This is a genomic window from Arthrobacter sp. NPDC055138 (assembly GCF_053607305.1).
Genome location: NZ_JBSGTH010000001.1, coordinates 570,384 through 597,243, shown reverse-complemented (window position 1 = coordinate 597,243; position 26,860 = coordinate 570,384). Strand labels below are relative to the sequence as shown.

Below are 26,860 nucleotides of genomic sequence, written 5' to 3'. Positions count from 1 at the left end.
GAAGGACCGAAACAAGAAGGACGTTTCCGACTTGTTGGCTTGGGTGGCCGCCACGGGACCCCTCCCGGGGAACACCGTCCGACAGAACCCCGGGGTTCCGTCCCCGGAAGCGGCCGCCCGATACGGGCGCCCGCTTTCCGGCCCTCAGCCACAGCCGACCACCCGCAGCAAAGAAGCAGTAAAGAAGGAGCATCCGATGCCCACCACGCAGACAACTCTGACAGGCCATTCGATCATTGCCGGCGAATCCGTCACCGGCACCGGCGGTACCGTCAACGGCTTCGACCCTGCCAGCAACGAAGTCCTCGAACCCGCCTACAGCCTCATTGACGCAGCCCAGCTCGCCACCGCCACTGCTGCAGCCGAGGAAGCGTTCGCCTCCTTCAGCTCGCTGGATCCGGAAACTCACGCCGTCTTCCTGGAAAAAATCGCCGACAACATCGAAGCCGTCGGCGCCGAGCTGGTCGAGCGTGCGATGGCCGAAACCGGACTCCCCGCTGCCCGGCTGAACGGCGAACGCGGCCGCACCACCGGCCAGCTGCGTCTCTTTGCGTCGGTGGTGCGCCAGGGCGACCACCGCGGTGTCCGCATTGATCCCGCTCAGCCGGACCGCCAGCCGATGCCGCGCGCCGACATCCGGCAGCGCAAGGTTCCGCTGGGTCCGGTTGCCGTCTTCGGGGCGAGCAACTTCCCGCTGGCCTTCTCCACTGCCGGCGGTGACACCGCCTCGGCGCTGGCCGCCGGCTGCCCGGTGGTCTTCAAGGCCCACAACGCCCACCCTGGCACCAGCGAAATCGTCGGCCATGCCATTGCCGACGCCGTGCGCGACTCCGGCCTGCATCCCGGTGTGTTCTCGCTGATCTACGGTCCCGGTGCCAGCATCGGCCAGTCCCTGGTCTCCGACCCGGCGATCAAGGCCGTCGGCTTCACCGGCTCCCGCTCCGGCGGCACCGCTCTGGTGGCCACCGCCGCCGCACGGCCGGAACCCATCCCGGTCTACGCCGAGATGAGCTCGATCAACCCGGTCTTCTTCTTCGACGGCGCACTCAAGGGCGACCTGGACGCGCTGGCTGCGGCCTACGTCGGCTCGGTCACCGGCTCCAGCGGCCAGCTCTGCACGGCGCCGGGCCTGGTCTTCGTTCCGGCCGGCGAAACCGGAGATGCTTTCGCGGCCGCGGTGCACCGCGCGATGGCCCCGTCCGCAGGACAAACCATGCTGACCCGCGGCATCGCCGAGTCCTGGACCGCCGGCGTCGATTCCCTCGGCAAGCAGGATGGCGTGGATCTGGTGGCCCGCGGCCAGGCCGGAGCCACGCAGAACGCCCCGGCGCCGGCAGTGTTCGGCACCGATGTCCCCACGTTCCTCTCCAACGACGTGCTGCACGAGGAAATCTTCGGCGCGGCGTCGCTGATGGTCCGCTACACCTCCACGGACGACCTGCTCGCGGCCGCCAAGCGGCTGGAAGGCCAGCTGACCGCCACTCTGCACATGACCGATGAGGACCAGTCCACTGTCGCGCCACTGTTGCCGGTGCTGGAGCGCAAGGCAGGCCGCATCCTGGCCAACGGCTGGCCGACCGGCGTCGAAGTGGGACACGCCATGGTCCACGGCGGCCCCTTCCCTGCCACCTCGGATACCCGCACGACGTCGGTGGGCACCCTGGCGATCGAGCGTTTCCTCCGCCCGGTGGCGTACCAGAACATCCCGGACGCCCTGCTTCCGAAGGCCCTGCAGCAGTCCAACCCGTGGCAGCTGAACCGGCGCATCGACGGCACCATCGAAGGCGCAGGAGAGTAAAGCATGAGCAACCAACCCACCATTGCCGCCGTCGAGGTGGTCCCGGTTGCCGGGCACGACTCGATGCTGCTGAACCTCTCCGGTGCGCACGGTCCGTTCTTCACCCGGAACGTGGTCATCGTGACCGATTCCGACGGGCGTACGGGCCTGGGCGAAGTCCCCGGCGGCGAGAAAATCCGCACCACCATCGAGGATGCCGGTGCCATGATCACCGGCCGGCCGGTGGCCCGTTTCCGCAGCCTGCTGCGGGAAATCGCCGCAGCGTTCGCCGACCGCGACTCCGGCGGCCGGGGGCTGCAGACTTTCGACCTGCGCACCACCGTGCACGCCGTCACGGCCATCGAATCGGCGCTGCTGGATCTGCACGGACAGTTCCTGGGTGTCCCGGTGGCCGAACTGCTGGGCGATGGCCAGCAGCGTGATGCGGTGCCGATGCTCGGCTACCTGTTCTATGTAGGCAACCCCGACGCCACCGATCTGCCGTACCTGCGGGAGCCCAACGGGGCGGACGCCTGGGAGCGCGTGCGCCGCGAAGAGGCCATGACGCCGGAGGCCGTGGTCCGCCTGGCCGAGGCCGCACAGGCCCGCTACGGCTTCCAGGACTTCAAGCTCAAGGGCGGCGTGCAGGCCGGCGACCTGGAAGTCGACGCGGTGACCGCGCTCAAGGATCGCTTCCCGGATGCCCGCATCACGCTGGACCCGAATGGCGGCTGGCTGCTGCAGGACGCCGTCCGGCTGGGCAAGCGCATGCAGGGCGTGGTGGCGTACGCCGAAGACCCGTGCGGCGCCGAAGGCAAGTTCTCCGGCCGTGAAGTCATGGCGGAGTTCCGCCGGGCCACCGGACTGCAGACGGCCACCAACATGATCGCCACCGACTGGCGCGAAATGGCACATGCGGTGCGCACCAACGCCGTCGACATTCCGCTGGCCGATCCGCACTTCTGGACGATGGCCGGCTCCGTCCGGGTGGCGCAGTTGTGCAACGAGTTCGGCCTGACCTGGGGCTCGCACTCGAACAACCACTTCGATATCTCGCTGGCCATGTTCACCCAAGTCGGCGCGGCTGCTCCGGGCGAGATCACCGCGTTGGACACGCACTGGATCTGGCAGGACGGCCAGGGCCTGACCAAGGAGCCGTTGCTGATCCGCGACGGCGAGATCAAGGTGCCGCAGGCCCCGGGCCTGGGCGTCGAACTGGACCGCGAGCGGCTGGCCGAGGCGAACGCACTGTACCTCGAGCATGGCCTCGGCGCGCGCGACGACGCCGTCTCCATGCAGTACCTGGTTCAGGGTTGGGAATTCGATCCCAAGCGCCCCTGCCTGGTCCGCTAGGACCTTCCGCCCGCCCCGCGCACCGCGGGGCGGGCGGATTTTTCTGTTTTACCGTGTGAGGCTCTGTCCGGTCGGCCGCTTCTGGCCGGCCGGACATTGCCGTGATGTGAAGGAGGTTCCGTGGAAGGAGTCCTGCTCGGCTTCGGCGTCGTGCTGGTAATCGTGGCGGTGGGCTTCGCGGCCGCAGCCATCTTGCCGCAGAAGGCGCCGGACATGCAGCGCGGGCTCACGCCGGTGATCTTCTACATCACCAATCCGGCGCTGATGCTGGTGTTGCTCGCGGACACGGACCTGGCATCTGTGATCGGTGTGTACACCCCGATCGCGCTGATCACAGCCGCTGTTGCCGGCGCGGCCTACGCGCTGTTCAGCCGCTTCGTGCTGCGCCGTTCGGCCGCACAGACGGCCGGCGGCGCCATGGCCTCCACCTACGTGAACGCCGGGAACATCGGTGTGCCCATCGCCCTCTACGCGGTGGGCAGCGCGGACCCGGTGGTCTCGGTGCTGCTGGCCCAACTGCTGGTCATTGCGCCGATCTACCTGTCCGTCTTCGCGTGGTGCCAGCGGAAGGCCGCGGCCGCTAAGACCCGTCATCCCGACGGCGGTGCTCCCGCGACTGTCCCGCTGTGGCGCACCGTGGTGCGGTCCATCCTGAACCCCGTCACCGTTGCCACCGCCGTCGGCGCCCTGATGTCGCTGACCGGGCTGCACTTTCCGGAGGTGCTCTGGGCACCGATAGAAATGGTGGGCAACGCTTCCATTCCCCTGCTGCTGATGCTGTTCGGCATGAGCCTGTACGGGCAGAAGCCGCTAACCCAGCGGAGCCTGCGCGCAGATGTGGCACTGGGCACTGTCGTGAAGCTCATCCTGATGCCGGCCCTCGCGTGGGCGATCGGGCATTTCCTCTTCCAGCTGGACGGAGTCCCGCTGCTGGGCGTTGTGGTCATGGCCGCCTTGCCCACAGCGCAGAACGTCTTCCTGTTCGCCAGCCAGTTCAGGATGCAGTCCACCCTGGTGCGGGACATCATCTTCCTCACCTCGCTGCTCTCGCTTCCCGCAGTCCTGCTCGTCGCCCTGCTGCTGGGCTAACCTCTGGGGTCCTCCAAGAGCGATGCGGCCCGCGGTGTCGATGACACCGCGGACCGCAGGGGACTCACCCCATTTATCAGTTTGCCGGGCTGACCGCAGCCAGCCTCAGTTCGTCCCCGGTAGCGGAGTCTGGCTCGTAGTCCACACCCGCGGCCTTGGCCAGGACACCGGTCATCCGCGCGATGTAGGCGAACTGCACCACCTCGTTCCGTTCATACGCGAAGGCGTCGGCAAAGGCCCGCTGCCGCTCCTCGCCAGTCTGTGCCGAGGCCTTGGACAGGACGTCGTCGAACGCTTCCGTGCCGAACATGCTCATCTGGCCGTCGGTTGTCATATAGGAGTCGACGCTGAAGGACGCATCGCCGGCCTGGTTGCCGTGCTGGACGACCATCGCGATGGCACCCTCGTTCAGAATGAACGGACGCACTTGATACTGCAGCCCGGTAGAGGTTTCAACGACCTTGGCTTCGGCATTGAGGCCTATCTGCTTTAACTGTTCCTGCAGCACTTCGGTCAACTGGTCGATCTTCGGGAACTGCCCGCTCCGGGCAACGATGGTGATTTTCTGGTCCACTGGCACGCCGTCGGCTTTTGCTTCCGCGACCAGTTCCTTGGCCTTTTGCAGGTTGAATTCCCACGGTTCAAGATCGTCGTTGTAGCCAACGACGCCCGGCGGAATAATCTGTGAGGCCGGCTCGCTCTTGCCCGCGTAAAGGGACTGGGTGATGCCGGTCTTGTCGATGGCAAAGTTGATCGCCTGCCGGACCCGAATGTCGTCCAAGGGTGCAATATCGCCGCTGAACCGCAGCGCGACCGTCTCGTTGTTCGGATAGTCGATGCCCAGTTCTCCCGCGCCGTCGTCAGTGCTGAGGCCCATCGCAATGTCGGCTTCGTTTCCGGTGACCATCGCGGCCCGCACGGTTCCCTCCGACCGCCATTGGTACTCGGCACGTTGGTAAGCGGGTGCGCTGCCCCAATAGTCCTCGTTCCGCTGGAGCGTGATCTTGAGTCCCGCCTCCCAGCTGTCGATGGCGTAAGGGCCGGTGCCGATGGGTTCGCGGACCTTGGCCTCAGCGTCGGTCGGGGCTCCGATCTCAATGAAGGACAGGCGAAGCGGCAGAACCGGGTCCGGGTCAGGAGTGCTGACCTTGAGGGTGAGGCTGTCCACGGCCTCGACGACCAGATCCGCGTCGCCAAAGATCTGCCCTTCGACGTCACAGCTGAGATCGCCATTGACGGCGCGGTCGATCGCGAAGGCAGCCGCTTCAGCGTTGAAGGGTGTCCCGTCCTGGAAGCTGACGCCCTCGCGCAGCGTGAAGGTCCATTCCGTGTCTCCGCTTGCTTCCCAGCTGGTCGCGAGCAGCGGATGGAGTTCGCCGCTGGTCGGATCCCGCTCGATGAGTGGTTCCGTGATGTTGGACCGGACGACGACGCCGGTGGAAGCCAGCGACGAATCGCACGGCTCGAGCGTCGTCGGCTCCATCGGCAGCACCAGCCTGAGCGCCTGCCCGCCGGCGGGAGCATCAGCCGCCGAATTGGCCACGGAACATCCGGATAACGCCAGTGCTGCCGCAGCAGCGATCACGATCGGGGCACGGATCGGACCACGCCTCGTGTTGTGTGCATCAGAAGAAAACATCGTTGATTCCTTAGGAAGATGGAGATGGATATTTGAGCCGGGCGGCCGGGCCGGTCCGGAAGATCATGAGCAGTACCCGACACCTCGACTCTGGAAAGGTGAACTAAGCTGACCAGCATGACCTCGTTGCCGGACGCTGTTTCCTTGTCCCCGTTGCCCGCTATGGGGCCGGCACCGACCCGCTCCGGCCTGATCGTCGAGTCCCTGAAGAGCGCGATCTTTTCGGGCACGCTGCGCCCCGGTGAAACCCTCGTGGAACGAAGGATTGCCGACCAGTTGGGCGTTTCCAAAACCCCGGTCCGGGAAGCCCTGATCGTCCTGGAGCGGTCCGGCTTGGTGGCCACGGCTAACCGGCGCATCGAAGTGCGTCGGCTGAGCTTTGCCGATGTCCGCCATATTTACGAGCAGCGGGTCCTGCTTGAGCCGTGGGCCATCGAGGACGCAGCCCGGATCGATCCAGGCTTTACCGCCGCGCGCCAGGCCTTGGATGATGCGCGGCAACACGCCAAGGAGGGAAACACGGCGGGCCAGGCGCTGGCGAACCGCCGCTTCCACCGCGGAATGTACTCGAACTGCGAGAACGACTTCGTGGTCAAGGCCTTGGACAGCCTCCAAGACCTCACGGCCCTCGCCGTCGTCGGCGTGCTCTGGGAACGCTGGCCGCGCGGTGCTGCCGAGGCGGCCGAGCACGAGGCGATCTACGAGGCTGCACACCGAGGGGATGCCAAGGCGGCCGCCGCCATGATGCGTGACCACATCACGGCCTCCATAGACCTTGTCAGGCAGCACGAGCGCCGCTCGGATGCTCATTCCGCGGAGCGCGACAGCTTGTCCTGGTAAGCCTGGCGAACCTGCTCGTTGGGCGGATAGGTTCCGCGCAACGGCTTTCCGCCTTCAATCTGTTCCAGGATGAACTCTTCAAGGCGTTCTTGCTCCAGGGCGTCCCGGGCAACTTCCTCCGCAAGATGCCGTGGAATGCAAACGACGCCGTCCCTGTCTCCGACCATGATGTCGCCTGGGTAAATCGGCACCTCGGCACAGCCGATGGGCACCTGGACGTCAACCACATGGTGCTGCGCCAGATTGGTTGTCGGCGAGGCGCCAGCGGAGAAAGTCGGCAAGTCCAGATCCTCGAACCCTGCCATGTCCCGGAAAGAGCCGTCGGTGACAATCCCCCCGGCTCCTCTGACCTTCAGCCGCGTGGCCAGGATATGCCCCAGCGACGCCGCCCGTTTGCGCCCGCGGGAATCGACGACCAGAACTTGGCCGGGCTGCACAGCTTCGACGCCGGTGCGCTGCGGATGATCGTAGTCCTGAAAGATTTCGGGAATATCGATGTCTTCCCGCGCAGGAATGCACCGCATGGTGAAGGCTTCGCCCACCATCCGCTGACGGGAGGGATTAGAGAACGCCAGGCCCTCGAGGTACGTATTACGGTAGCCGCGGGACATCAATTGTGTGGTGATGGTGGCGGTACTGACGCGGAGCAACGCCTCCCGCACGGTGGAACTCAACGGAACGCGGATTTGCTGCTCTCCCTCTGCTGGCGCAGAAGGGACAAGGCCTAGGGACATGGGCTTCCTCTCACTCGATATCTTGGTATACCAAGATATCGAGGAGCCTAGCGCAGAAGTAGCAGGAAAGGAACGCCTCCCGGCTACCGAGCGCCGGGCCTTGCCAGAACGACCGGGCGCTCACGCAGCGCGGAGGCGCTCCCCCACAGAACGGTCCCCGAGCTCTACACCGAGGGCAAGGCGGATGCCCTCTTTCGATGCCAAGGTGTCCGCCAGATACTCCGCCAGCCCGCGTGCGGTGACCAATCGGCGATCGGCGATAATTCCGCCTTGCAACACCGCCTGCGTGCGACCGATGTCAGCAGGGGTGAAGCTGGCACCTCCGACGCCGTCTTCCACCATCAGTTCGATACTGTTGCGGAAGACCCGCTCGTCACCTATGTGTGGCGACGCCGTCAGGGTGAAAACAATCTTGCTCTGTGTCACATTTACCTCTTAAAAAAATTAGTGCGCGGCTTATTATGCAGATCGCGCCCGTTACGCTCTGCTAGCGCCTTTCCGGTTTTTCCCGGCTTTCTTCCCGCGCTGCGACCTGAGGATTTTGGAACAGTGAATTGCCGAGAACTCCGTAGGCGCCGACGGCAGCGAGAATGAACCCGACGACGGCGACTGCCAAGAACTTGGCAGCGAGCCCCACGGGCAGGACCATGATCCCCATCAGCAGCACCAGCGACAGCCAAACATGACGAGCCTTGACCGAGGTGCCACGGGATCCCGACCGCAGTCTCCGGACAAAATCAGGGTCGTCCAGGCTGAGATAGTGCTCTATGGCCTCGAGCTGTTCTTGTTCTTCAGGGGATAAGGGCATCCGCATCTCCTCACGGGCTGCACCGCCGAGAGCTTGCGTCGTCGTGGTGGTCTTAGGTGTTCGCCGCGACAAAACGGTCCCACAGAATCATCACGACGTCAGGTAGGGGTAGCCCTGCAGACCTAGGTTGATGGAAGTTTGAAAAGCAGGAATTTCACTACCTACTCGGATTGTATCCAGTGGCCTGGAATTAAGCTAATAATCGGTTCGCTGCGAGCAAATGGGGAAGCAAGAGAGTTTGTCCGTATTTATTCAATCATTCGCGGGGCATTCTTTTCGTGACCGGAAAGTGAATGCACAACAACACCCTGGCCGTTAAATGCCAACGGCACCCGGACTGGTCGAGACCAGAATCCGGGCGCCGCCGTCGATGGTGTGGTGGTGGTTCAGCCCCAGGGGATGGCACCGAGCAGGATCCCGACGGCCAGCATGACCAGCGAGACGATGGCCGCGCGCCAGAGCACCTTCTTGTGGTGGTCGCCCAGCTCCACGCTGGCCAGCGAGACCAGCAGCAGGATGGCCGGCACCAGCGGGCTCTGCATGTGCACCGGCTGGCCGGTGATCGAGGCCCGGGCCATCTCGGCGGGGGCAATGCCGAAGTGGGCGGCGGTCTCGCTGAGCACCGGCAGCACGCCGAAGTAGAACGCGTCGTTGCTCATGAAGAAGGTCATCGGGATGCTGAGCAGGCCGGTGATGACCGCCATGAACGGGCCCATGGAATCCGGAATGATGTCCACCAGCCAAGCCGCCATGGCGTCCACCATGCCGGTGCCGTTGAGCACACCGGTCAGCACGCCCGCTGCCATCACCATGGAGACGACGGCAACAATGCTTTTGCCGTGCGCAACCAGCTGGGCTGCCTGCTCCTTGACGTTCGGGAAGTTGACCACCAAGGCGATCGCGGCGCCCACCATGAAGACGTAGGCCAGCGGGACGATGTCCAGCACCAGGATCACCATGACGGCAACGGTCAGGGCCAGATTGAACCAGAACAGCTTCGGGCGCAGGGTGGAGCGGTTGGGATCCAGGGCCGAATCGGTCAGCGATCCGCCGGCGGTCTCCTCCTCGGCAGGGGCATCCAGCACAGCCACCGAGCCGCCGGCCGGGGAGGTGCCGGGAACCGGCTTGCCGGTACCGGCGCCGCGGCCTCCGCCGAAGACCGAGCCAGCGTTTCCGCGGGAGGTGCCGGCACCGCCGTCGTTGTTCTCCGCAGCTTCGGCCCACAGATCGGGCTTGCCCTTGTCCGCGGCCTTCGGGTTACCGCCGGCCAGGCGCTTGCGCTCGCTCAGGCCGAGCGTCCAGGCGAACACCATCACAATGATCATGCCGGCCAGCAGCGAGGGGATCATCGGAACGAAGACATCGGTCGGCGAGACATCAAGCGCCGCGGCAGCGCGGGCAGTCGGGCCGCCCCAGGGCACAATGTTCATGGTGCCGTTGGCCAGGCCGGCCACGCAGGTCAGCACTACCGGGCTCATGCCCAGCCGCAGGTAGATCGGCAGCATCGCGGCCGTGGTCAGAATGAAGGTGGTGGAACCATCGCCGTCCAACGAGACGACGGCGGCCAGCACCGCGGTGCCCAGCACCACCTTGGCCGGGTCATTGCCCAGGGTGCGCAGGATGAAGCGCACCAGCGGGTCGAACAGTCCGACGTCGATCATCAGGCCGAAGAAGATGATGGCGAACATCAGCAGGGCTGCTGTGGACGTCAACGACTTCATCGACTCGAGGACCATGTCGCCCAGACCAAGGCCTGCCCCGGCGAAAAGGCCGAAGATGGTGGGCACAATAATCAGGGCCAAAACGGGTGTCAGTTTCTTGGTCATGATCAGCGCCATAAAGACCGCGATCATTGCGAAGCCGAGAAATACCAGCACAGCAACTCCTTTGTTCTAACGCAGCCGGTGTGACCGGCCCTACAGACATTAGGGTGGTCCGCGTCACGGATGGCGGTTTAGCTCCCTTCAGGTGCATACTGCTTATTGCGCACGTTTTGCTCATTTAGCTCACAGTCGGCGGAAGCCGCACCCGGGAGGCACCATGGAGAACGGGGGCGGCCGCCGTCCGCGGATGGGCTTCTCCGGCCGTATGCTGCTTCTCCAGGTGTCCGTGGTGGCGGTGGTGCTGCTGCTCTCCGCCCTCGTCACGGGCTGGCTCACCTACCAGCGGCTGGGGGAAGATGCGGAGGGCCAGGCGCTTGCCGTGGCCCGCACTGTGGCGGCCTCGGATGCCGTTCGGGCCGGGACCGCTGCACTGGCTGACGCCGGGCCTGAACAGCTGTCCCGCAAAGCGCTGGCGGGCGGGCCGCTGCAGGAGTTGGCCGAAGACATCCGGCTGCGGACCGGGGCGCTGTTCGTGGTGATCACCGATGATTCCGGCCTGCGGCTGGCGCACCCCAATCCGGCGGAGCTGGGCCGGATGGTCAGCACCGACCCCTCAGAAGCGCTGGCCGGACGCGAGGTCACCGTGCAGGAACAGGGCACGCTGGGCCACTCGGCGCGCGCCAAGGTGCCCGTGTACGCCCCGGGTTCCACGTCAGTGGTGGGCGAGGTCAGCGTGGGGTTCTCCAGCGAGGACGTCCTGCAGTCCCTGGCTAGCAGCATCCTGCCCATCGCCGCTACCACCGCGGGAGCGCTTGCGTTGGGTCTGGCGGCATCGCTGCTGCTGGGCCGACGGCTCAAGCGGCTGACGCTTGGACTCGAGCCCGAGGAGATCGCCGCCCTCACCCAGGACCAGGAGGCGGTGCTGCGCGGCGTGGACGAGGGCGTCATCGGCGTTGCCGCCGACCGCCGGATCACCGTCTTCAACCGCGAAGCCAAGCGGCTGCTGGGCTTCGCCATTGATGCCGAACTGGTAGGCCAGCCGCTCGCGGGACTCCAGCTGCCGGGCCTGGCGGAATCCGGCCTGCCGGACGCGCTGGGCCAACTGCTCGATGCCGCCGACCCGCAGTCCCCGACCGTGGAACTGGTGGTCGGCTCCCGCGTGCTGATCCTCTCCGCCCGGGAGGTGCAGGCCAGCCGGACTCCCGGCCGGCGCGGCTACCGCCCCGGGACGGGCATCGGCGCGGTGGTTCAGCGCGCCCCCGAACTGGGCTGGGTGATCATGTTGCGCGACCGTACGGCGGTCCAGTCGCTGACCCGCCAGCTGGATGCGGTGGGAGCGCTGAGCACCGCGCTGCGAGCGCAGCGGCATGAGTTTGCCAACCGGCTGCATACGATTTCCGGTTTGCTGGCCACCGGGAATCCCGACCAGGCGCAGGACTACCTCACCTCGATCATGCAGACCGGTCCGCTGAACTACCCCGCCGAACAGGCCGAACTGCTGCAGGATGCGTACCTGCAGGCCTTTGTCGGGGCCAAGAGCATGGAGGCGGCCGAGCGCGGAGTGACGCTCCGGGTGGGCCCGGAAACGCTGGTCCGCGGCCGGGTCACCGATCCGCAGGACGTGACCACTGTGATCGGGAACCTAGTGGACAACGCCGTCCGGGCGGCGGTGCACGGGAGCGATCCGGACCGGTGGGTGGAGGTGGAGATCATGGACGAACTAACCGACGGCGGCGGAACGCTGCATCTGGTGGTCGCGGACTCCGGGGACGGACTGCCCGGGCTCGCCGACGGCGCGGCAGCCGACGACGGCGGCTCCGGGCTTGAGCGGATCTTCGCCGAAGGATTTTCGACGGCGGGCGGCTCCCCGAACGGGACGGCGGAAGCGTCGGCGGATGCGGGGTTGGCCGAGGCCGATCCGGTCGTCCTGCCGGACATCCACGGCCAGGGCTTCGGCTTGTCGCTGATCCGTCGGCTCGCGCGTCGCCGGGGCGGGGACGTCTGGGTGGCCGATCCAGGACGTCCGGGCGGCCCGGGGGCCGTCTTCTGTGCCCGGCTGCCGGGCACCGTCGAACCAGCATCACCAGGAGCAAACCATGACTGACTTATCGGTACTGATTGTGGACGACGACTTCCACGTGGGGCGCCTGCACGCCAGCTACGTGGATTCCGTCCCAGGATTCAGCGCGCTCGCGCCGGTCGGAACGGCGGAGCAGGCCTTGCGCACCGTGCACGGCCATGCCCCGGACCTGATGCTGCTGGACGTGTACTTGCCGGATGCGCTGGGCCTGGACCTGCTGCGCAAAGTGGACGTGGACACCATCATGCTGACCGCGGCAGCGGATGCCCCATCGGTCCGCAAGGCCCTGCGCCGCGGTGCGCTCGGTTACCTGATCAAACCGTTCACGGCCGAGGAACTGGCGCGGAAGCTGCGCGCCTACGCCCGTTACCGGCGGCTGTTGGCCGAGCAGCTTGCGGTGGACCAGGACACGGTCGACCGAGCGCTGCATGCGCTGCATCCGGCCGAGGCTGCGGTGGCTGCCCGCACCCGGTCCGCCACCGAGGCCGCCGTGCTGGAGGCGCTGGCGTCCGGGCTGCAGCGTTCGGCGGCGGAAGTGGCCCAGTCCGTCGGAGTCTCCCGGGCCACCGCGCAACGCTACCTGTCCGCCCTGGCCGACGACGGCGCGGTGGAGATCCACCTGCGCTACGGCAGCACCGGGCGGCCCGAGCACCGCTACGGCCGGGCCGGCTGACGGCGTGCGGACAACCCACCGCACCGCATCGCACCGCACCGCTGCGCCGCTGTGGCCGGGGCGCGCGCACCGCCGCATGAACGGGAGCGAAGAATGATTGGATGGCAGGCATGACCATTGGCTTGGTACTGGACCTCTTCGGCACGTTCTTCTTTGCCATGTCCGGTTGCATCCTGGCGGCCCGTCGAAAGTTCGACATTATCGGGTCGCTGTTCCTGGGCACGCTGGCAGGGCTGGGCGGCGGAATCATCCGGGACCTGATCCTGGGCACTGTCCCCAGCGCCTTCACAAATCCGCTCTACTTCGTGCCGCCGGTCCTGGCGGCGCTGTTGGTGTTCTTCCTGTTCCGCAGCGTGGAGCGGTTCCAGCGTCCGCTGTTGATCTTCGACGCCGGCGGGCTGGCCCTGTTCTGCATCACCGGAACCGTCAAAGCTCTGACTCTTGGCATGAACCCAGTTGCTTCGGCGCTGCTGGGCCTCACTACAGCCGTTGGCGGCGGAATGCTGCGCGACATCGTCGCCAACCGGGTCCCGCAATTGTTCAACCCGGATGACCTGTACGCCGTGCCGGCCATGCTGGGCTCGGCACTGGTGGTGGTGTTGTGGTCCGCCGGGATCTACGGCACGGCGGCCGCCGTGGGCGTGGCCGCCGTGGTGTTCGGACTGCGTGTGGTCTCGCTGCACTACGGCTGGCACATTCCGCACGCCGCGCCCGTGCGGTACACGGACCGGCACGGCGACTGATGGGAAGCACGATGGTTGAGTTGAGCTGGTTGGAAAAGCAGATTGTGGCTGCGCTACAAGTCGATCCGCGGGCGTCCTGGCGCACCATCGCCGCCGTGCTGCGGGAGCCGGAACGTACTGTAGCCCGGCGAGGCGGTGACCTACTGGCCTCCGGTGTTGTGGCCGTGCGCGGGATCCAGTTGAAGCCCAAACCGGTCCTCGTCGAGATGCGCTGCGCCCCGGGCACATCGCGGATGGCTGTCCAGGCGCTGTCCCAGCGCACTGATACTTCCTTCGTTTACACCATCACCGGCAGCAGCGACTGTGTTGCCGAAATACTGACTGACCGTGCCCGGCTGCATACCGCCCTCTCTGATGAGTTGCCGGCCATCGTTGGGCTCCAGCGGGTGAATACCTATCCCATCCTGCGCTACTTCAAGACTCTCCGCGCGTGGCAGCCAGGTATTCTGACCGCGGAACAGCGACGGGCGCTCCGTCCGGTCCCGCTCAACGATCCGAAGATTTTCGGTGAGCATCCTTCGCTGACGGAAACAGACGGGCAGATCGTAGCCGCCCTCTGTGAAGACGGTCGAATGTCATTTGAAGCGATCGCCAGACGCGCCGGTACTTCTGAAGCAACCGCGCGGCGAAGGACGGACTGGCTGCTGGAGACCAACTGCTTGAACCTGCGCGCTTTGGTGGAGCCCTCGTCCTTGGGACTGCCCGTGGAAGCGCTGCTCTGGATCAAAACGGCACCGGATCGACTGGAGTCGTTGGGCCGGAGACTGGCCCAACTCATGGAAGCCCGCTACGTTGCCGCGATTACCGGCGAATACCAGATTCTCGCCGACGTGACGGTGGCCAGCAATGAGGCGCTGTACGACTTCACCAGCAGCAGCGACTGGACGGTCGACGTTGCCGAGCTGAGCACGTCGCTACTGCTGGATGCACGAAAACGTGGCGGGCGGCTCAACCCGGTCTTGTCTTAGGTCCCGTCCGGACGACGCTTTTCGCCACCGGGCCGCCTTGACGGCTGCCCGGTGACGGATTTGGCCAGAAAAGTGACCGTTTCCTTCACGTCTTGCACCGGTATGGCTGAAACAAGCAAGGTTGGTCCATCCTGTCCTAGCTTTTGAGACGTGCATCACGCCGGAGGAAACATGTTGACCCATTTGGTACCGACCGCCGCCGGCGGCGGCAGCTCGACGGATGTGCTGGCTTTAGCCAACATGCCGCTTCTGTGGATCTGCGCGGCCGGCGTCTTTGCCGTCATCGCCGTGCAGTCTGTCATCTACATGAAGGCCGTACGCAAGGCTGCGCCTGCGGCAGGCATCACGCAGGAGGAACTGAAGGTCTCGTTCCGCTCCGGCGCCATTGCCGCCATCGGTCCGTCGCTCGCCGTCGCACTCGTGGCCGTTGCCCTGCTGGCCGTCTTCGGGACGCCGGCGGTGCTGGTGCGGATCGGCTTGATTGGGTCGGCTGCCTACGAGACCGGCGCAGCGAGCATCGCCATTGGAACCACCGGAGCCGAGCTGGGCGGCGCTGGCTACACCCAGAACGCCTTCGCCATTGCCTTCTTTGCCATGAGCTTGGGCGGTGCCATGTGGATGTTGGCCACCCTAATCCTGACGCCACTGATGAAGCGAGGCGGCAGCAGGCTCGCCAAGACCAGCCCGGTGGCGATGGCAATCGTTCCTACCGCCGCCCTGCTCGGCGCCTTCGTCTCGCTGAGCATTGCCGAGGTGCCCAAGTCGCTAGTGCACGTGGTCGCCCTACTCACGGCCGCAGCTGTCATGGGGCTCTGCGCCGTGATCGGCCGGTCCCCCAAGCGAGCATGGCTTCGCGAATGGAGCCTAGGCTTCGCCATCGTGGCTGCTCTTGCGGTCGCCTACGTTGTCCACACCGCCGGCATGCCCGCGGCCTGACCAGACCCGACGCGAGAAGGAACCGAAATGTCTTCACCTGTTGTTGCCACAATTCCGGAAGCCGCCGCAGGGCTGGCCGAATTCGACCGCACTACGTCCCGCTGGGGACGATTGACCATGCTCGCCGGATTGCTGGTGTCGCTCGCGGGTCCGCTCTACCTGGTGTTCTTCGCTGACCTGGACGTGACCGCCGCCCAGCTGTGGACGGCCTTCGGAGCAGTGGCCGCGGTGTTCATGATGATCTGGCTGGTAGAGCCCATCACCTACTTCCCGATCCTGGGTCCGGCCGCAATGTACCAGGCGTTTATGATCGGCAACATCTCCAGCAAGCTGCTGCCCTCGGCGCTGGTAGCCCAGAACCGGATCGGTGCCAAACCCGGCACGCCTCGCGGCGACTTCGCAGCCGTCGCCGCCATCTGCGGAGCGGCGGCCCTTCACTTGCTCTCGCTGGCCGTTTTCGTCGGTCTGCTGGGTACGTGGTTGATCAGCATCATTCCCGTCGACGTGATCGACGTGGTCCGGCTGTACATCCTGCCCTCGGTGCTGGGTGCCGTTGTGGTGCAGGCGATCATCTCCGTCAAGCAGCCGCGGATCACCGCTGTGGCTGTGGCTGTCTCACTGCTGGTTCAGTTCGTCCTGGTGCCGCTGGTTCCCGGCACAGCCTTCCTCGCCACGGGAATCGCAGTCATGGCCACTATCGCGGTCTCGTGGCTGGTCCGAGATCGCATGCCGCAGCCCGCCGTCGAGCACTGACCCGCCCCAAAGACCCCACGCCCACGCGATCCACCGGAGAGACATGACAGACATACTCGCATCCCAGTCCACCCCTCAAGCCACCCTCGCCTTAACCGGCGAAACCCAGGCGGAGATGCACGACCTCTACAAGCACCTGCACGCGCACCCGGAGCTCTCGATGCAGGAGCACAACACCGCTGAACTGATCGAGCAACGCTTGGCAGGACTGGGCGTCGAACACTTCCGCTGCGGCGGAACGGGTGTGGTGGGCATCCTGCGCAACGGCCCCGGCCCCATCGTCGGCTTCCGGGCGGACACCGACGGGCTTCCCATCCAGGAAGACACCGGTCTGGATTACGCCAGCACCGCCACCGGCACCCTGCCGGACGGAACAGTCGTGCCGGTGATGCACGGCTGCGGGCACGACACCCATGTTGCGGTGCTGCTGACCGTGGCGGGCCTGTTCGCCGAAGCGCGCAGTGCCTGGTCGGGCACGTTGATCCTGATCTTCCAGCCGGGCGAGGAAACCGGGGCCGGCGCGGCGGCCATGGTGGCCGACGGCCTGTGGGAGCGCGCGCCGCAGCCGGAGATCATATTTGGCCAGCACGTGATGCCCGGTCCGGCGGGAACGTTGTCTCTCTCGGTGGGCAGCGCGATGGCGATGGCGGACTCGCTCAAGGTCACGGTCCGCGGCCGCCAGTCCCATGGGTCACAGCCGCAGGATTCGATCGATCCGATAGTTTTGGGCGCCCATATGGTGGTCCGGCTGCAGACCATCGTCGCTCGCGAACTGGACCCGCGGAAGTCCGCCGTCGTGACGGTGGGAACGTTCCAATCCGGACTCAAAGAAAACATCATCCCGGCCGCGGCGGAATTTACGTTGAACATTCGGACTTTCGACGACGATGTGCGCGCCCAAGTGCTGGCATCGGTTCGCCGCATCATCGCTGCCGAGGCCGTAGCCTCCGGCGCCCCGGAGCCGCAGGTCGAGGAGCTCTACACCTTTCCAGCCTGCTACAACGACCCGGACGAAGCTCAGACACTGGCCGCCGTCTTCGGCGAAGCACTCGGCGAGGAGGCTGTGTCGGTACAGCCTGCGCTGATGGGAAGCGAAGACTTCGGGCATCTAGGCGCGGCCATCGGGGTCCCATCGGTGTTCTGGATGTTCGGGGGCCATCCGGCTGAGGTGCTGGACGGTCCCGGTCCGGTGCCGATGAACCATTCGCCGTTCTTCGGACCGGCCATGGAACCGACGTTGTCCACGGGAGTCAACGCGGCGGTCACGGCGCTGCTCTCGCGGCTCGCGGCCTGAGCTGGGTCGGCCGCCCGAATCAGCTGCCCGGATTCCTATCCCGGTTTTGCCGGTGGATCTCCTCGATGATGCGGATGGCCGCAAGGGCATCCGCCGGCTCCACCGGAACCGGGGTGCCGTCGTTGATGGCCGCGGCCAATTGCCGGTAGAAGTCCGGGTAGGCGCCTCGCTCGGACGGAATCCTGCGGGTGTCCCCCGGCGTGCCCAAGCTGCCCCAGCGCTCTTCGGGTTCCACACCATAACCGTCCGTCCCGGGCACCGCACCGGCATTGAGTGCCGCCTCCTGGCCGTCCGTCCCCCAGGAGGTGAAGGCCGCGGCCGAGCCAAGGACGTGGAACCGCGGTGCGGCCAGTGCGGAGATCAGATTCATGGATAGCCGCGAGCGCACACCGGATTCGTGCAGCAGCGAGACAAACGCGTCCTCGTCCGCTCCGGATCCGGCCGCGGCCCCCGACGCTGGTTCGGCCGCGCCTCGGGCGGACGCAGTGTGGCGGGCGGTCTCGCCGTAGACCGTGGCGGCCGGACCGAAGAGCGTGAGCGCCTGGTCGATCAGGTGCACACCCAGATCGAAGAGTATCCCGCCGCCCTCAGCGACGCCCGACGTCTCCTTCCACGCCCGCAGCCCCTCCGGCTTCCACCGCTCAAAGCGTGATTCGAAGGTGTACACCCGGCCCAGTGCGCCGTCGTCGATGAGTTTCTTCAGGGTGAGAAAATCCGCGTCCCAGCGGCGGTTCTGGTACACCGAAAGCACCACGCCGGACTGCCGGGTCTTGGCGATCAGGTCCTCGCCCTGGGCGGAAACCGGGACGAAGGGCTTGTCCACCACCACGTGCATCCCGCAGTTAATCGCCGCCTCGGCGAGCGCGTAATGGCTGCTGGGCGGGGTGCTGACCACCACCAGGTCCAGCAGCTCCGGGGCCGCGAACAGTTCGTCCGCCGTCGCCTCGATCCGTGCGTCGGGGTGTGCGGCTGCTGCCTGCGCCGCCCGCTCTGGACTGGAGGTCACGATGGCATCCAGCGAATAGTCCTCGGAAGCTTCCAGGAACGGCGCATGGAAGACCCGGCCGGAGAGGCCAAAGCCAATCACGGCGGTGCGCAGCGGCCGATGTGCGGCCATGGACAACTCCTCGCGTGTATCCGGGTGCCGGCCCGGGGTGGCGGCTGCGTCCGAGCCTACCGGGTGGCCTCCCGACTGCTCCCGAGCTACCGGCCGGCCTGCGGCTGCTCGCGCAGCTTCTGCGTGAGCTTGTGCGCTTCCTCCAGCAGCAGCTTGCCTAGGAACTCCTGCCTGTCCGGGCGGAAGCGCTGCTCGATGCCGGTCAGCGACAGCGCCCAGGCCGGCTGGCCTTGCCGGTCAAAGACGGCGGCGCCCATCCCCCAGCTGCCCTCCAGGATCAGTCCGGGATTGACCGTGTAGCCGCGCTCCCGGGTCGCCGCCAAGTTGCGGCGGATCTGTTCCGGCGCATGGGCCGGGCCGAACCGCTGCAGCCGGGCACCGCCGTCGTCAAGCAGCCGGTCAATCTCCTCGGCCTCCAGGAACGCCATGATGGCCAGCCCCGCGGAGGCAATGCCCAACGGGAAGCGGACGCCTTCGTGCAGCACGAACGAGCGCACCGGGAAGCTTCCCTCCACCCGGACCAGGCAGACCGTCTCGTCGCCGCGGCGGATGGAAAGGAACGCGCTCTCGCCGGTCTCGTCCGCCAAGCGTTGCAGGCTCGGCCGGGCCAGGTCTTCGATGGCGAACCGGCTGGCGGCCACCGAGCCGAGTACGTAGAGCTCCGGCCCCAGCTGCCAACTGCCGGTTTCGGCATGGTGGTCCAGCAGCCCCTCGGCGGCCAGCGAGTTCAGCAGCCGGTAGACCGTGGGCCGGGTCAGGCCGGACGCCTGCACAATGTCGCCGAGGGCGGCCCCGGTCTCCGGCGCGCGGCCCACGATCCGCAGCAGCCTGGCCACCCGGCTAACCACCTGGGCGCCTTGCACTTGCTTGTCCGGCATCAGGTTCCTTTCTCGGCCAGCGGACGCCCGCCAGCAGCCTTTTCACTGCATCAATCCACAATGTGGACAGTCTATCCGACCGCGTCCACAGTATGAATAGGCATCTGGAGCCATCGTTGACGTGGCCGGCGAAACACCTTTAGGCTGCCGGGTAGAAGCTGTCCACAAGATGGACAGCCGAGCAGGAACCGGTGTACCCCCCCCGCAGGGGAAAGCACTCAACGAGGAGGAAAGCAGATGTCCAAACTGACCGCAGGACCCGCCGCCGCGCTGGCAGGCGTGCTGCATGACGGCATGACCATTGCGGTGGGAGGGTTCGGGCTCTCCGGCATCCCCGCGGACCTGATCGACGCGGTGCGTGATTCCGGCGTCAAGGACCTGACCGTGGTGTCCAACAACATGGGCATCGACGGCAAGGGCCTGGGCGTGCTGATCGAAGCCGGGCAGGTGCGCAAGGTGCTGGCCTCCTACGTGGGCGAGAACAAGCTGTTCGCCCAGCAGTTCCTGGCCGGCACCTTGGAGGTCGAGTTCAACCCGCAGGGCACCCTCGCCGAACGCCTCCGCGCCGGCGGGGCCGGCATCGCGGCCTTCTACACCAAGACCGGCGTCGGCACAGTGATCGCCGAGGGGAAGCCGCATCAGGAGTTCGACGGCGAGCTCTACGTGCAGGAACGCGGCATCGTGGCCGACCTGTCGCTGGTCCACGCGCACACCGCTGACACCGACGGCAACCTGATCTACCGCCACACCGCCCGCAACTTCAACCCGGTGGTGGCCACTGCCGGCCGCGTCACCATTGCCGAGGCCGAGGTGATCGTGGAACCGGGCCAGTTGGACCCGAACCACATCGTCACCCCGAGCGTGTACGTGCAGCGGCTGGTGCAGGCATCCGACCGCGTCAAGGACATCGAACAGCGCACCGTCCGCCCCCGCCCCGCCGCCGTCGGCGCCTGAGAACAACCCCTGAAGGAGAGAACCATGGCCTGGACACGAGATGAAATGGCGGCCATCGCCGCCAGCGAACTGAACGACGGCGACTACGTCAACCTGGGCATCGGCATTCCCACGCTGGTGGCCAACAACCTGCCCGACGGCGTGCGGGTAGTGCTGCAGAGCGAGAACGGGTTGCTGGGCATGGGCCCGTTCCCCTACGACGGCGACGAGGACGCGGATCTGATCAACGCCGGCAAGCAGACCGTCACGGTGCTGCCCGGCGGCTCCATCTTCGACTCGTCCACCAGCTTCGGCATGATCCGCGGCGGCCATGTGAAGATCGCCGTGCTGGGCGCCATGCAGGTCTCCGCCGCCGGCGACCTGGCCAACTGGACCATCCCCGGCAAGATGGTCAAGGGCATGGGCGGCGCAATGGACCTAGTGGCCGGCACCCCGCGCGTGCTGGTGCTGACCGAGCACGTGGCCAAGGACGGCACCCCCAAGATCGTCAACGAATGCTCGCTACCGCTGACCGGCGTGCGGGTGGTGGACCGGATCATCACGGATCTGGCGGTCTTTGATATTGAGAACGACGGCGATGCCCCCTCGCTGCGCCTGGTCCGCCTTGCGCCGGGGGTCACCGTGGCAGAGGTGCGGGAGAAGACCGAGCCGGACTTCGCCGTCGCGCCCGAACTGGACGAGGATCCGGAGACCGCTCTGGAAGCCGCACTGGAAGGAACGCACCGATGAGCCTGCAGGAACAGTTCGGCAAGGACATCCTGCTCACCGGCTGGGGGCACTCCCCGTTCGGCAAGCTGGCGGATGAGACGCTGGAGTCGCTGATTGTTGGCGTGGCCCGGGATGCCATTGCCAACGCCGGGCTGGAGCCGGGGCAGATCGACGAGGTCTACCTGGGCCAGTTCAACTCCGGCATGGTGCCACTGGGCTTCGCGTCCTCGCTGGCGCTGCAGGTCTCCGATGAGCTAGCCAACGTGCCGGCCACCCGGGTGGAGAACGCCTGCGCATCCGGCTCGGCCGCGGTGCAGCAGGGCGCCAAGTCGCTGCTGGCCGGCACCGCGCGCAACGTGCTGGTGATCGGTGCGGAGAAGATGACCCACGCCGGTGCCGACGTTGTCGGTGCCGCCCTGCTCGGCGCCGATTACGAGGCGGCCGGCAAGCCGAGCTCCACCGGCTTCGCCGGGCTGTTTGCCGAAACCGCCAAGCACTACCAAAAGCGCTTCGGCGACGTGGGCGACGTGCTCGGCTCGATCGCGGCGAAGAACCACCGCAACGGCGTGGCCAACCCCTACGCCCAGCTGCGCAAGGACCTGGGCGAGGAGTTCTGCCAGACCGTCTCGGACAAGAACCCGGTGGTCGCCGAGCCGCTGCGCCGGACCGACTGCTCGCCGGTCTCGGACGGCGCCGCCGCGGTAGTGCTCAGCACGGAAGCGCCGCGTTCCGGGGCCGCGACGGCTGCGGTGCGGCTGGCCGGATTCGGCCAGGCCAACGACTTCATGCCGGCCGAGAAGCGCGATCCCACGGCCTTCGCGGGCAGCCGGGCTGCCTGGCAGCGTGCGCTGGGCATGGCCGGTGTCGACTTGGCGGACCTGGACCTGGCCGAGGTACATGACTGCTTCACCATCGCCGAACTGATCATGTACGAGGTCATGGGACTCACTGCTGCCGGCGAGGGCCGCCGGGCCATCGAGGAGGGCATGGTGTACCGCGACGGCAAGCTGCCGGTAAACCTGTCCGGCGGGCTCAAGGCCAAGGGGCACCCGGTCGGCGCCACCGGCGTCTCGCAGCACGTGGTCACCGCCATGCAGCTCTCCGGCACGGCCGGGGACATGCAGCTGGCGGGTGCCCGGCGCGCGGCCGTGCACAACATGGGCGGGCTGGCGATCGCCAACTACGTCAGCGTGCTCGAAGCCGTCTAGCCGACCGCCAGCTGCCGGTCCACCACCCATCGACTGCACCGATCCGACCCTTCCGGAATGTCCGGGAGGGCCGGATTGGTGCAGTCGATCGTGTTTTCAATGCGCCCGTTGTACTTAACCCAGCGCGCGCAGATACCGCCTGCGGGCAAAGCGCTGCGCGATCTGAAGCAGTGGGTAGAGAGTCCGCCATGGCTGTTGCGGCGCTGCCCGGGTCAGCGAGCGCACCGTGAACTGCACTTCCCCGCCGCCGTCGCGGTGCACGATGAACGCTTCCTCACCGTTGACGGGATGACCCGGAAGGGTGCGGTAGGCGAACCCAACCCGGTCCGCGGTTTTAACGACGGCCACCACTTCAACCGGCTCCTCGATGCTCACGCCGAGCAGGCTGGCCGTAATGAGAACCTTCTCTCCTTGGCGCACCGGCCCCCTTGAGTCCACCGAAAACCCGCTCTCAGTTTTCACCTTCCAGCGCAGCACGTCCCTGGCGGCCCGTTCCCACAGGTCATCCCCGCTGCCCAGGACGGATGAAGCTTCCGTGCGCCGGAAGGCCGGGTCGGACGGTGGCCACGCCGGAAGCTGCGGGCTGGTCATTCCGGGCTCCGGACTGGTCATGCCGCGGCCTCCGGGCCGGTCGCTACGCAAGGTCCGGTCCGGTTATGCCGCGCATCCGCGCAGTCGTACTCGCAGTCACTGGTTCCTCCGGATGCCGCCGTTATCCAGCAGGTCCTGCAGGCCCTGCCGAAAGAGTTCCTTGCCGCCGTGGGCGGGGTGGCGGATCTTGGGCACTTGCAGTCCGCTGGCGGTCACGCTCCGGTGCCCGATGTTCCCCACCGCGACGACTGAGTCGATACCGAACAGCCGGACCAGGTCCTGCCAGAAGATCGTGCCGGCCGCGATCTCCGGCGCCGACGGCGTACGGTTGGACTGCGGGCGCCCGGCCTGGTGCGGATGGAACGGATAGGCACTCCACAGCAGCGGCAGGATGTCCAGTTCGGCCAGCACGGTCCACATCACCGTGGCGGTGGGCTCGGCCGGCACGGTCAGCACCTCCGGGGGCATCACGTACCCGTTGTCCGGCCCGAACATGCCGAAAGGATCGTTGCCGGAAATCAGCGCCTTATTGGTGAACGGGACGCCGGTGACGGTCATGCCGCGGTAGCCCGGGGCCTCCCCCACCAGCAGGACGCTGGGCCGGCGTTCCAGCATCTGCTCGAAGTAGCGGGTGATGTTATGCCTGCGGGCCGCGTTCTCAGGCAGCTCGGTGGAGAAGAAGTTGCGGCTCGCAGGCCCGGCTCTGAAACTCCCCAGCCGTTCCACGAACTGCCGGATCCCCTGCTCCGTCATCGATGCCGTCCCATCATGCTTCGAGCCTAGCTTCGCGGTGGGCGCCGATCGAACGGACACAACGAGTGGTGAGAAGACGGCATCCCTGAAGGGCAAAGATGCCACCTTCTCACCACTCGTTGTAGGGAGGTGGGTTTGCGCGCGTGGGGAGGTGGGTTTGCGCGCGTGGGGATGTGGAGTTTGCACGCGTGCATTAGCGCGGCTACAACTGGGTCTCGCCGCGCACACAACAGCCGCGCACACAGCAAACGCCGGCACCCACGGCGAGGAAGAATCCCCACCCGGGCACCGGCGTCGTGCTGTGAAGTTGTCAGGATGCGGCGGGCGCGAAGCCTGCCGCCCAGCCGCTAGGCGCGGGAGGAATCCTTGGGCAGCCGGGCTGCCAGCTTCCATGCCGCGGGCATGGCGGCAGCAGCGATCAGGGACTTCACGATGCCGCCGATGATGAACGGGTACAGGCCCCACTCGAGCGTCTGCTGCAGGTCGGCGCCCAGCGAGATGGACAGCCAGGCCATGCCGAAGACGAAGGTGATCACGGTGCCTGCGAAGAAGGAGACCGTGGCGCCCAGGAACTTCTTGTCCCAGTTGCGCTTGGCCAGCCAGCCGGTCAAGCCCGCGGCCGCAACAAAGCCCACGAGGTAGCCGCCGGTCGGGCCGACGGCAGCGGCCAGACCGGAAGAAGCGTCGGAGAACACCGGCATGCCGGCGACACCGGCCACCCAGTACAGCGCCATCGCCAGCATCCCGCGGACCGGGCCGAGGGTGCTGCCCACCAGCAGCACGGCCAGGGTCTGGCCGGTGATCGGGACCGGCCACAGCGGCACGGCCAGCTGCGCCATCACGGCGGTCAGGCCGGCGCCGCCGATAACCAGGGCGGTGTTGGTCAGGGCGGTGCTGGGGACGAGGGCATCGGCCAGAACACCCTGGCGTGCGACGACGGCTGTACTCATGTTTGCTCCTTCTCGAGGGGTCTATCCCTGCGATACTCCGGATCCGGATTTGGCACCACTGTACCGGCAGCCCCGAACGGCATCACGGTTTGTGGCGCAGATTACGGCTCAGGCGGCAATGCCTCGGGCCTGCGCGGTCAGCTCCAGGGCGCGCAGCCGCTGCGCGACGGTCGGGGCCTGGAACGCGACGATCAGCTCGTCGGCACCGGCGTGCTTGGCAAATCCCTCCAGGTACTCCGTCACGGCATCGGGCGTGCCGACGGCCGAGTACTTGACCATCTGCTCCACGTGCTGGCCCTGCGGCGAGTCCAGGATCAGGTCGGCTTCCTCGTCCGTGAACTTCCGGTCGCGGCCGAACAGCAGCGAGACCCGGCTGCGCCGGACAATCCGGAACTGCTCCTGCGCCTCCTCGTTGGTGTCCGCGGCGATGGCGTTCACGCCGGCGATCACGTATGGTTCGGCGAGCTGCTCGGAGGGCTGGAATTCGCGGCGGTAGGCGGCCACGGCATCCTGCAGCGCGTTCGGCGCGAAGTGTGAGGCGAACGAGTACGGCAGCCCCAGCGCGGCCGCCAGCTTGGCGCCGAACAGCGAGGAGCCCAGGATGTACAGCGGCACGTTGCTGCCCTTGCCCGGAGTCGCGTCCACGCCCTTGATCCGGGTTTCTCCGGTGAGGTAGCCCTGCAGTTCCAGCACGTCCTGCGGGAACGAATCTGCGCTCATCGGATCGCGGCGCAGCGCGCGCAGCGTGTTCTGGTCGCTGCCCGGTGCGCGCCCCAGACCCAGATCGATCCGGCCCGGGTGCAGCGCCTCCAGCGTGCCGAACTGCTCGGCGATGGTCAGCGGGGCATGGTTGGGCAGCATGATCCCGCCGGCGCCCAGCCGGATGGTGCTGGTGTGCGCGGCAACGTGGGCGATCAGCACGCTGGTGGCGGAGGACGCGATCGAGGCCATGTTGTGGTGCTCGGCGTACCAGACCCGCCGGTAGCCCAGTTCCTCGGCCCGCTGCGCCAGCGCCACGCTGCCGGCCAGGCTTTCGCCCACGGTTTCGTTCGTTCCGATGGTTGCCAGGTCAAGGATGGACAGAGGTACGTTCACGCCGGCAGGCCTTTCGTTGCGGGATGACCCACGGTAGTTGCCGCGGGCACACGTCCGGCATAACGACGGCGGTGCCCGCCTTATTTCTTCCCCTCCCCCTCGGCGGGTCGTGGCTGGCGGCCGGACCGTCGCCGTCGTGCGGATGAAGCGGCCGAGGCGTTCTGCGCGGAGCGTTCCCCGGCGTAAAGTCTGAACGCATGGAACACAGCCATCATGGCCAGGCGGAGGATCCCGACCAGTTCTGGGAGTCCTTTTACGCCGAGCGGGACCAGATCTGGAGCGGCCGGCCCAACGCCATGGTGGTCCGCGAGCTCTCCGGCCTGCGCCCCGGCACAGCCCTGGAACTGGGATGTGGCGAGGGCGCTGATGCCATCTGGCTCGCCGAACAGGGCTGGCAGGTCACCGGCCTGGACATGTCGGGACTCGCATTGCGGCGGGCGGCCCGGCACGCCGAGGAAGCCGGGGTGGCGGACCGGATTCAATGGCGCCGGCAGGACCTGGCCGGCTGGGAAGCCTCCGAGCAGTACGATCTGGTCTGCGCGCAGTTCCTCCACTCACCGGTCGAGCTGCCGCGGAACGCGATCCTCGCAGCGGGAGCCCGCGCCGTCTCCCCCGGCGGTGAGCTGCTGATTGTCGGCCACAAATCGTTTCCGCCGTGGTCGCGGCATCCTGAGCCGGAGGAAGCGCTGCCCACCGCAGCCGAACTCGCCGCTGAACTTGGGCTCGACGGTCCGGGCTGGACCCTGGAGACGGTGGACTCGGTGGAGCGCGCCGTCACTGGACCGGACGGCGACAGCGGCACGGTGACGGACAGCGTCCTGCGCGCGCGCCGGCTGGTTGATTAGCCGGCAGCGCGTTTCTCACCGGGTGGCGCGCGCTGGCGAGCCTGCCCGGCAGCGCTTATCCGGCAGCGTGCTCGATGCTGCAGTCGGTGCCTGGGAAAACCACGCTCTCGTGTCCGTCGTCGAATCTGACGAAGTAAGGCGGGGCGCCGCCGGCGCCGCGGACCTCGATGACTTCACCGTGCCGGTCCGAGGATTCCACCGTCTTTCCCCTGATGACGATGCGGTCTCCGGGTGCTGCGATCATGACCGCT

At 66.8% G+C, this 26,860-nt stretch carries 27 protein-coding genes; 15 read left to right on the top strand and 12 right to left on the bottom strand.

The window, feature by feature from the left end:
* Window positions 1-196: 196 nt before the first annotated feature.
* The 3 genes from ACWF5H_RS02890 (at window position 197) to ACWF5H_RS02880 (ending at window position 4,219) form a co-directional block, all read left to right on the top strand.
* Window positions 197-1,798, top strand: a complete 1,602-nt coding sequence (locus tag ACWF5H_RS02890) for an aldehyde dehydrogenase (NADP(+)) (protein ID WP_452034722.1) — start codon at window positions 197-199, stop codon at window positions 1,796-1,798.
* Between the two features lie 3 nt (window positions 1,799-1,801).
* Window positions 1,802-3,130, top strand: a complete 1,329-nt coding sequence (locus ACWF5H_RS02885) for an enolase C-terminal domain-like protein (RefSeq protein ID WP_452034721.1) — start codon at window positions 1,802-1,804, stop codon at window positions 3,128-3,130.
* A gap of 120 nt (window positions 3,131-3,250) precedes the next feature.
* Window positions 3,251-4,219: an AEC family transporter gene (locus ACWF5H_RS02880; RefSeq protein ID WP_452034719.1), complete on the top strand. Its 969-nt coding sequence runs from the start codon at window positions 3,251-3,253 to the stop codon at window positions 4,217-4,219.
* A gap of 76 nt (window positions 4,220-4,295) precedes the next feature.
* Here the strand turns inward: ACWF5H_RS02880 and ACWF5H_RS02875 are convergent, their stop codons facing one another.
* Window positions 4,296-5,858 (bottom strand): ABC transporter substrate-binding protein, encoded by a 1,563-nt coding sequence (locus ACWF5H_RS02875; RefSeq protein ID WP_452034717.1) that lies wholly within the window; start codon window positions 5,856-5,858, stop codon window positions 4,296-4,298.
* A gap of 117 nt (window positions 5,859-5,975) precedes the next feature.
* Between ACWF5H_RS02875 and ACWF5H_RS02870 the strand changes: the two genes are divergently transcribed.
* Complete coding sequence (locus ACWF5H_RS02870; RefSeq protein WP_452034715.1) at window positions 5,976-6,698, top strand: GntR family transcriptional regulator; 723 nt, start codon at window positions 5,976-5,978, stop codon at window positions 6,696-6,698.
* On the opposite strand, the gene ACWF5H_RS02865 is transcribed toward ACWF5H_RS02870, so the two are convergent.
* The 4 genes from ACWF5H_RS02865 to ACWF5H_RS02850 form a co-directional block, all read right to left on the bottom strand.
* Window positions 6,665-7,432 (bottom strand): ribonuclease activity regulator RraA, encoded by a 768-nt coding sequence (locus tag ACWF5H_RS02865; protein ID WP_452034714.1) that lies wholly within the window; start codon window positions 7,430-7,432, stop codon window positions 6,665-6,667. The two genes, ACWF5H_RS02870 and ACWF5H_RS02865, sit on opposite strands and share 34 nt — an antisense overlap.
* A 120-nt stretch (window positions 7,433-7,552) precedes the next feature.
* Window positions 7,553-7,858, bottom strand: a complete 306-nt coding sequence (locus ACWF5H_RS02860) for a hypothetical protein (protein ID WP_452034712.1) — start codon at window positions 7,856-7,858, stop codon at window positions 7,553-7,555.
* A gap of 61 nt (window positions 7,859-7,919) precedes the next feature.
* On the bottom strand, window positions 7,920-8,240 hold the full coding sequence (locus ACWF5H_RS02855) for a DUF3040 domain-containing protein (protein ID WP_452034710.1): 321 nt from the start codon (window positions 8,238-8,240) through the stop codon (window positions 7,920-7,922).
* Window positions 8,241-8,626: 386 nt separating this feature from the next.
* Complete coding sequence (locus tag ACWF5H_RS02850; RefSeq protein ID WP_452034708.1) at window positions 8,627-10,117, bottom strand: CitMHS family transporter; 1,491 nt, start codon at window positions 10,115-10,117, stop codon at window positions 8,627-8,629.
* A gap of 163 nt (window positions 10,118-10,280) precedes the next feature.
* On the opposite strand from ACWF5H_RS02850, the gene ACWF5H_RS02845 reads away from it, so the two are divergent.
* The 7 genes from ACWF5H_RS02845 (at window position 10,281) to ACWF5H_RS02815 (ending at window position 17,510) form a co-directional block, all read left to right on the top strand.
* The gene (locus ACWF5H_RS02845; protein ID WP_452034707.1) at window positions 10,281-12,167 is read left to right on the top strand and encodes a sensor histidine kinase; all 1,887 of its coding nucleotides are present in this window, start codon (window positions 10,281-10,283) and stop codon (window positions 12,165-12,167) included.
* Window positions 12,160-12,816: a response regulator gene (locus ACWF5H_RS02840; protein WP_364652078.1), complete on the top strand. Its 657-nt coding sequence runs from the start codon at window positions 12,160-12,162 to the stop codon at window positions 12,814-12,816. Before ACWF5H_RS02845 ends, ACWF5H_RS02840 begins: the two co-directional genes overlap by 8 nt.
* Window positions 12,817-12,917: 101 nt before the next feature.
* A complete protein-coding gene (locus ACWF5H_RS02835) occupies window positions 12,918-13,559 on the top strand; it encodes a trimeric intracellular cation channel family protein (RefSeq protein ID WP_452034705.1) in 642 nt (213 codons plus the stop codon).
* Between the two features lie 11 nt (window positions 13,560-13,570).
* On the top strand, window positions 13,571-14,527 hold the full coding sequence (locus ACWF5H_RS02830; RefSeq protein WP_452034703.1) for an Lrp/AsnC family transcriptional regulator: 957 nt from the start codon (window positions 13,571-13,573) through the stop codon (window positions 14,525-14,527).
* Between the two features lie 171 nt (window positions 14,528-14,698).
* Complete coding sequence (locus ACWF5H_RS02825; protein ID WP_452034701.1) at window positions 14,699-15,463, top strand: DUF5058 family protein; 765 nt, start codon at window positions 14,699-14,701, stop codon at window positions 15,461-15,463.
* A gap of 27 nt (window positions 15,464-15,490) precedes the next feature.
* The gene (locus ACWF5H_RS02820) at window positions 15,491-16,216 is read left to right on the top strand and encodes a hypothetical protein (RefSeq protein WP_452034700.1); all 726 of its coding nucleotides are present in this window, start codon (window positions 15,491-15,493) and stop codon (window positions 16,214-16,216) included.
* A 43-nt stretch (window positions 16,217-16,259) separates the two neighbouring features.
* The gene (locus ACWF5H_RS02815; RefSeq protein ID WP_452034698.1) at window positions 16,260-17,510 is read left to right on the top strand and encodes an amidohydrolase; all 1,251 of its coding nucleotides are present in this window, start codon (window positions 16,260-16,262) and stop codon (window positions 17,508-17,510) included.
* Window positions 17,511-17,529: 19 nt separating this feature from the next.
* Here the strand turns inward: ACWF5H_RS02815 and ACWF5H_RS02810 are convergent, their stop codons facing one another.
* Both ACWF5H_RS02810 and ACWF5H_RS02805 read right to left on the bottom strand, forming a co-directional pair.
* Window positions 17,530-18,627 (bottom strand): Gfo/Idh/MocA family protein, encoded by a 1,098-nt coding sequence (locus tag ACWF5H_RS02810; protein WP_452034697.1) that lies wholly within the window; start codon window positions 18,625-18,627, stop codon window positions 17,530-17,532.
* 86 nt (window positions 18,628-18,713) lie between these two features.
* Entirely contained in the window at window positions 18,714-19,505 is a 792-nt protein-coding gene (locus tag ACWF5H_RS02805; protein ID WP_452034696.1) for an IclR family transcriptional regulator, read from the bottom strand.
* 237 nt (window positions 19,506-19,742) lie between these two features.
* On the opposite strand from ACWF5H_RS02805, the gene ACWF5H_RS02800 reads away from it, so the two are divergent.
* From ACWF5H_RS02800 to ACWF5H_RS02790, 3 genes are read left to right on the top strand one after another with little or no spacing between them, the layout of a single operon-like run.
* Window positions 19,743-20,459: a CoA transferase subunit A gene (locus ACWF5H_RS02800; protein WP_452034694.1), complete on the top strand. Its 717-nt coding sequence runs from the start codon at window positions 19,743-19,745 to the stop codon at window positions 20,457-20,459.
* 24 nt (window positions 20,460-20,483) lie between these two features.
* Window positions 20,484-21,188, top strand: a complete 705-nt coding sequence (locus tag ACWF5H_RS02795) for a CoA transferase subunit B (RefSeq protein ID WP_452034693.1) — start codon at window positions 20,484-20,486, stop codon at window positions 21,186-21,188.
* Window positions 21,185-22,375 (top strand): acetyl-CoA acetyltransferase, encoded by a 1,191-nt coding sequence (locus ACWF5H_RS02790; protein ID WP_452034691.1) that lies wholly within the window; start codon window positions 21,185-21,187, stop codon window positions 22,373-22,375. The genes ACWF5H_RS02795 and ACWF5H_RS02790 overlap by 4 nt, the downstream gene beginning before the upstream one ends.
* A gap of 114 nt (window positions 22,376-22,489) precedes the next feature.
* Here ACWF5H_RS02790 and ACWF5H_RS02785 read toward each other — a convergent pair whose 3' ends face one another.
* The 4 genes from ACWF5H_RS02785 to ACWF5H_RS02770 form a co-directional block, all read right to left on the bottom strand.
* Entirely contained in the window at window positions 22,490-22,966 is a 477-nt protein-coding gene (locus ACWF5H_RS02785) for a DUF1990 family protein (protein WP_452034689.1), read from the bottom strand.
* Between the two features lie 96 nt (window positions 22,967-23,062).
* Window positions 23,063-23,719 (bottom strand): uracil-DNA glycosylase, encoded by a 657-nt coding sequence (locus tag ACWF5H_RS02780; protein WP_452034688.1) that lies wholly within the window; start codon window positions 23,717-23,719, stop codon window positions 23,063-23,065.
* Between the two features lie 347 nt (window positions 23,720-24,066).
* Entirely contained in the window at window positions 24,067-24,669 is a 603-nt protein-coding gene (locus ACWF5H_RS02775) for a biotin transporter BioY (protein ID WP_452034686.1), read from the bottom strand.
* A 108-nt stretch (window positions 24,670-24,777) separates the two neighbouring features.
* A complete protein-coding gene (locus ACWF5H_RS02770) occupies window positions 24,778-25,764 on the bottom strand; it encodes an LLM class flavin-dependent oxidoreductase (protein ID WP_364652091.1) in 987 nt (328 codons plus the stop codon).
* A 197-nt stretch (window positions 25,765-25,961) separates the two neighbouring features.
* On the opposite strand from ACWF5H_RS02770, the gene ACWF5H_RS02765 reads away from it, so the two are divergent.
* Window positions 25,962-26,609, top strand: coding sequence for an SAM-dependent methyltransferase (locus ACWF5H_RS02765; protein ID WP_452034685.1), 648 nt, complete (start codon window positions 25,962-25,964; stop codon window positions 26,607-26,609).
* Between the two features lie 55 nt (window positions 26,610-26,664).
* On the opposite strand, the gene ACWF5H_RS02760 is transcribed toward ACWF5H_RS02765, so the two are convergent.
* The gene (locus ACWF5H_RS02760) at window positions 26,665-26,853 is read right to left on the bottom strand and encodes a DUF1918 domain-containing protein (protein ID WP_364652093.1); all 189 of its coding nucleotides are present in this window, start codon (window positions 26,851-26,853) and stop codon (window positions 26,665-26,667) included.
* Window positions 26,854-26,860: the final 7 nt, after the last annotated feature.

Coding starts and splice junctions, on each gene's coding strand:
- ACWF5H_RS02765 (WP_452034685.1), top strand. CDS start 25,962: ATGGAACACAGCCATCATGGCCAGGCGGAGGATCCCGACCAGTTCTGG.
- ACWF5H_RS02790 (WP_452034691.1), top strand. CDS start 21,185: ATGAGCCTGCAGGAACAGTTCGGCAAGGACATCCTGCTCACCGGCTGG.
- ACWF5H_RS02840 (WP_364652078.1), top strand. CDS start 12,160: ATGACTGACTTATCGGTACTGATTGTGGACGACGACTTCCACGTGGGG.
- ACWF5H_RS02855 (WP_452034710.1), bottom strand. CDS start 8,240: ATGCCCTTATCCCCTGAAGAACAAGAACAGCTCGAGGCCATAGAGCAC.
- ACWF5H_RS02825 (WP_452034701.1), top strand. CDS start 14,699: ATGTTGACCCATTTGGTACCGACCGCCGCCGGCGGCGGCAGCTCGACG.
- ACWF5H_RS02805 (WP_452034696.1), bottom strand. CDS start 19,505: ATGCCGGACAAGCAAGTGCAAGGCGCCCAGGTGGTTAGCCGGGTGGCC.
- ACWF5H_RS02835 (WP_452034705.1), top strand. CDS start 12,918: ATGGCAGGCATGACCATTGGCTTGGTACTGGACCTCTTCGGCACGTTC.
- ACWF5H_RS02865 (WP_452034714.1), bottom strand. CDS start 7,432: ATGTCCCTAGGCCTTGTCCCTTCTGCGCCAGCAGAGGGAGAGCAGCAA.
- ACWF5H_RS02830 (WP_452034703.1), top strand. CDS start 13,571: ATGGTTGAGTTGAGCTGGTTGGAAAAGCAGATTGTGGCTGCGCTACAA.
- ACWF5H_RS02800 (WP_452034694.1), top strand. CDS start 19,743: ATGTCCAAACTGACCGCAGGACCCGCCGCCGCGCTGGCAGGCGTGCTG.
- ACWF5H_RS02845 (WP_452034707.1), top strand. CDS start 10,281: ATGGAGAACGGGGGCGGCCGCCGTCCGCGGATGGGCTTCTCCGGCCGT.
- ACWF5H_RS02785 (WP_452034689.1), bottom strand. CDS start 22,966: ATGACCAGCCCGCAGCTTCCGGCGTGGCCACCGTCCGACCCGGCCTTC.
- ACWF5H_RS02870 (WP_452034715.1), top strand. CDS start 5,976: ATGACCTCGTTGCCGGACGCTGTTTCCTTGTCCCCGTTGCCCGCTATG.
- ACWF5H_RS02815 (WP_452034698.1), top strand. CDS start 16,260: ATGACAGACATACTCGCATCCCAGTCCACCCCTCAAGCCACCCTCGCC.
- ACWF5H_RS02795 (WP_452034693.1), top strand. CDS start 20,484: ATGGCCTGGACACGAGATGAAATGGCGGCCATCGCCGCCAGCGAACTG.
- ACWF5H_RS02760 (WP_364652093.1), bottom strand. CDS start 26,853: ATGATCGCAGCACCCGGAGACCGCATCGTCATCAGGGGAAAGACGGTG.
- ACWF5H_RS02890 (WP_452034722.1), top strand. CDS start 197: ATGCCCACCACGCAGACAACTCTGACAGGCCATTCGATCATTGCCGGC.
- ACWF5H_RS02780 (WP_452034688.1), bottom strand. CDS start 23,719: ATGACGGAGCAGGGGATCCGGCAGTTCGTGGAACGGCTGGGGAGTTTC.
- ACWF5H_RS02810 (WP_452034697.1), bottom strand. CDS start 18,627: ATGGCCGCACATCGGCCGCTGCGCACCGCCGTGATTGGCTTTGGCCTC.
- ACWF5H_RS02875 (WP_452034717.1), bottom strand. CDS start 5,858: ATGTTTTCTTCTGATGCACACAACACGAGGCGTGGTCCGATCCGTGCC.
- ACWF5H_RS02775 (WP_452034686.1), bottom strand. CDS start 24,669: ATGAGTACAGCCGTCGTCGCACGCCAGGGTGTTCTGGCCGATGCCCTC.
- ACWF5H_RS02820 (WP_452034700.1), top strand. CDS start 15,491: ATGTCTTCACCTGTTGTTGCCACAATTCCGGAAGCCGCCGCAGGGCTG.
- ACWF5H_RS02885 (WP_452034721.1), top strand. CDS start 1,802: ATGAGCAACCAACCCACCATTGCCGCCGTCGAGGTGGTCCCGGTTGCC.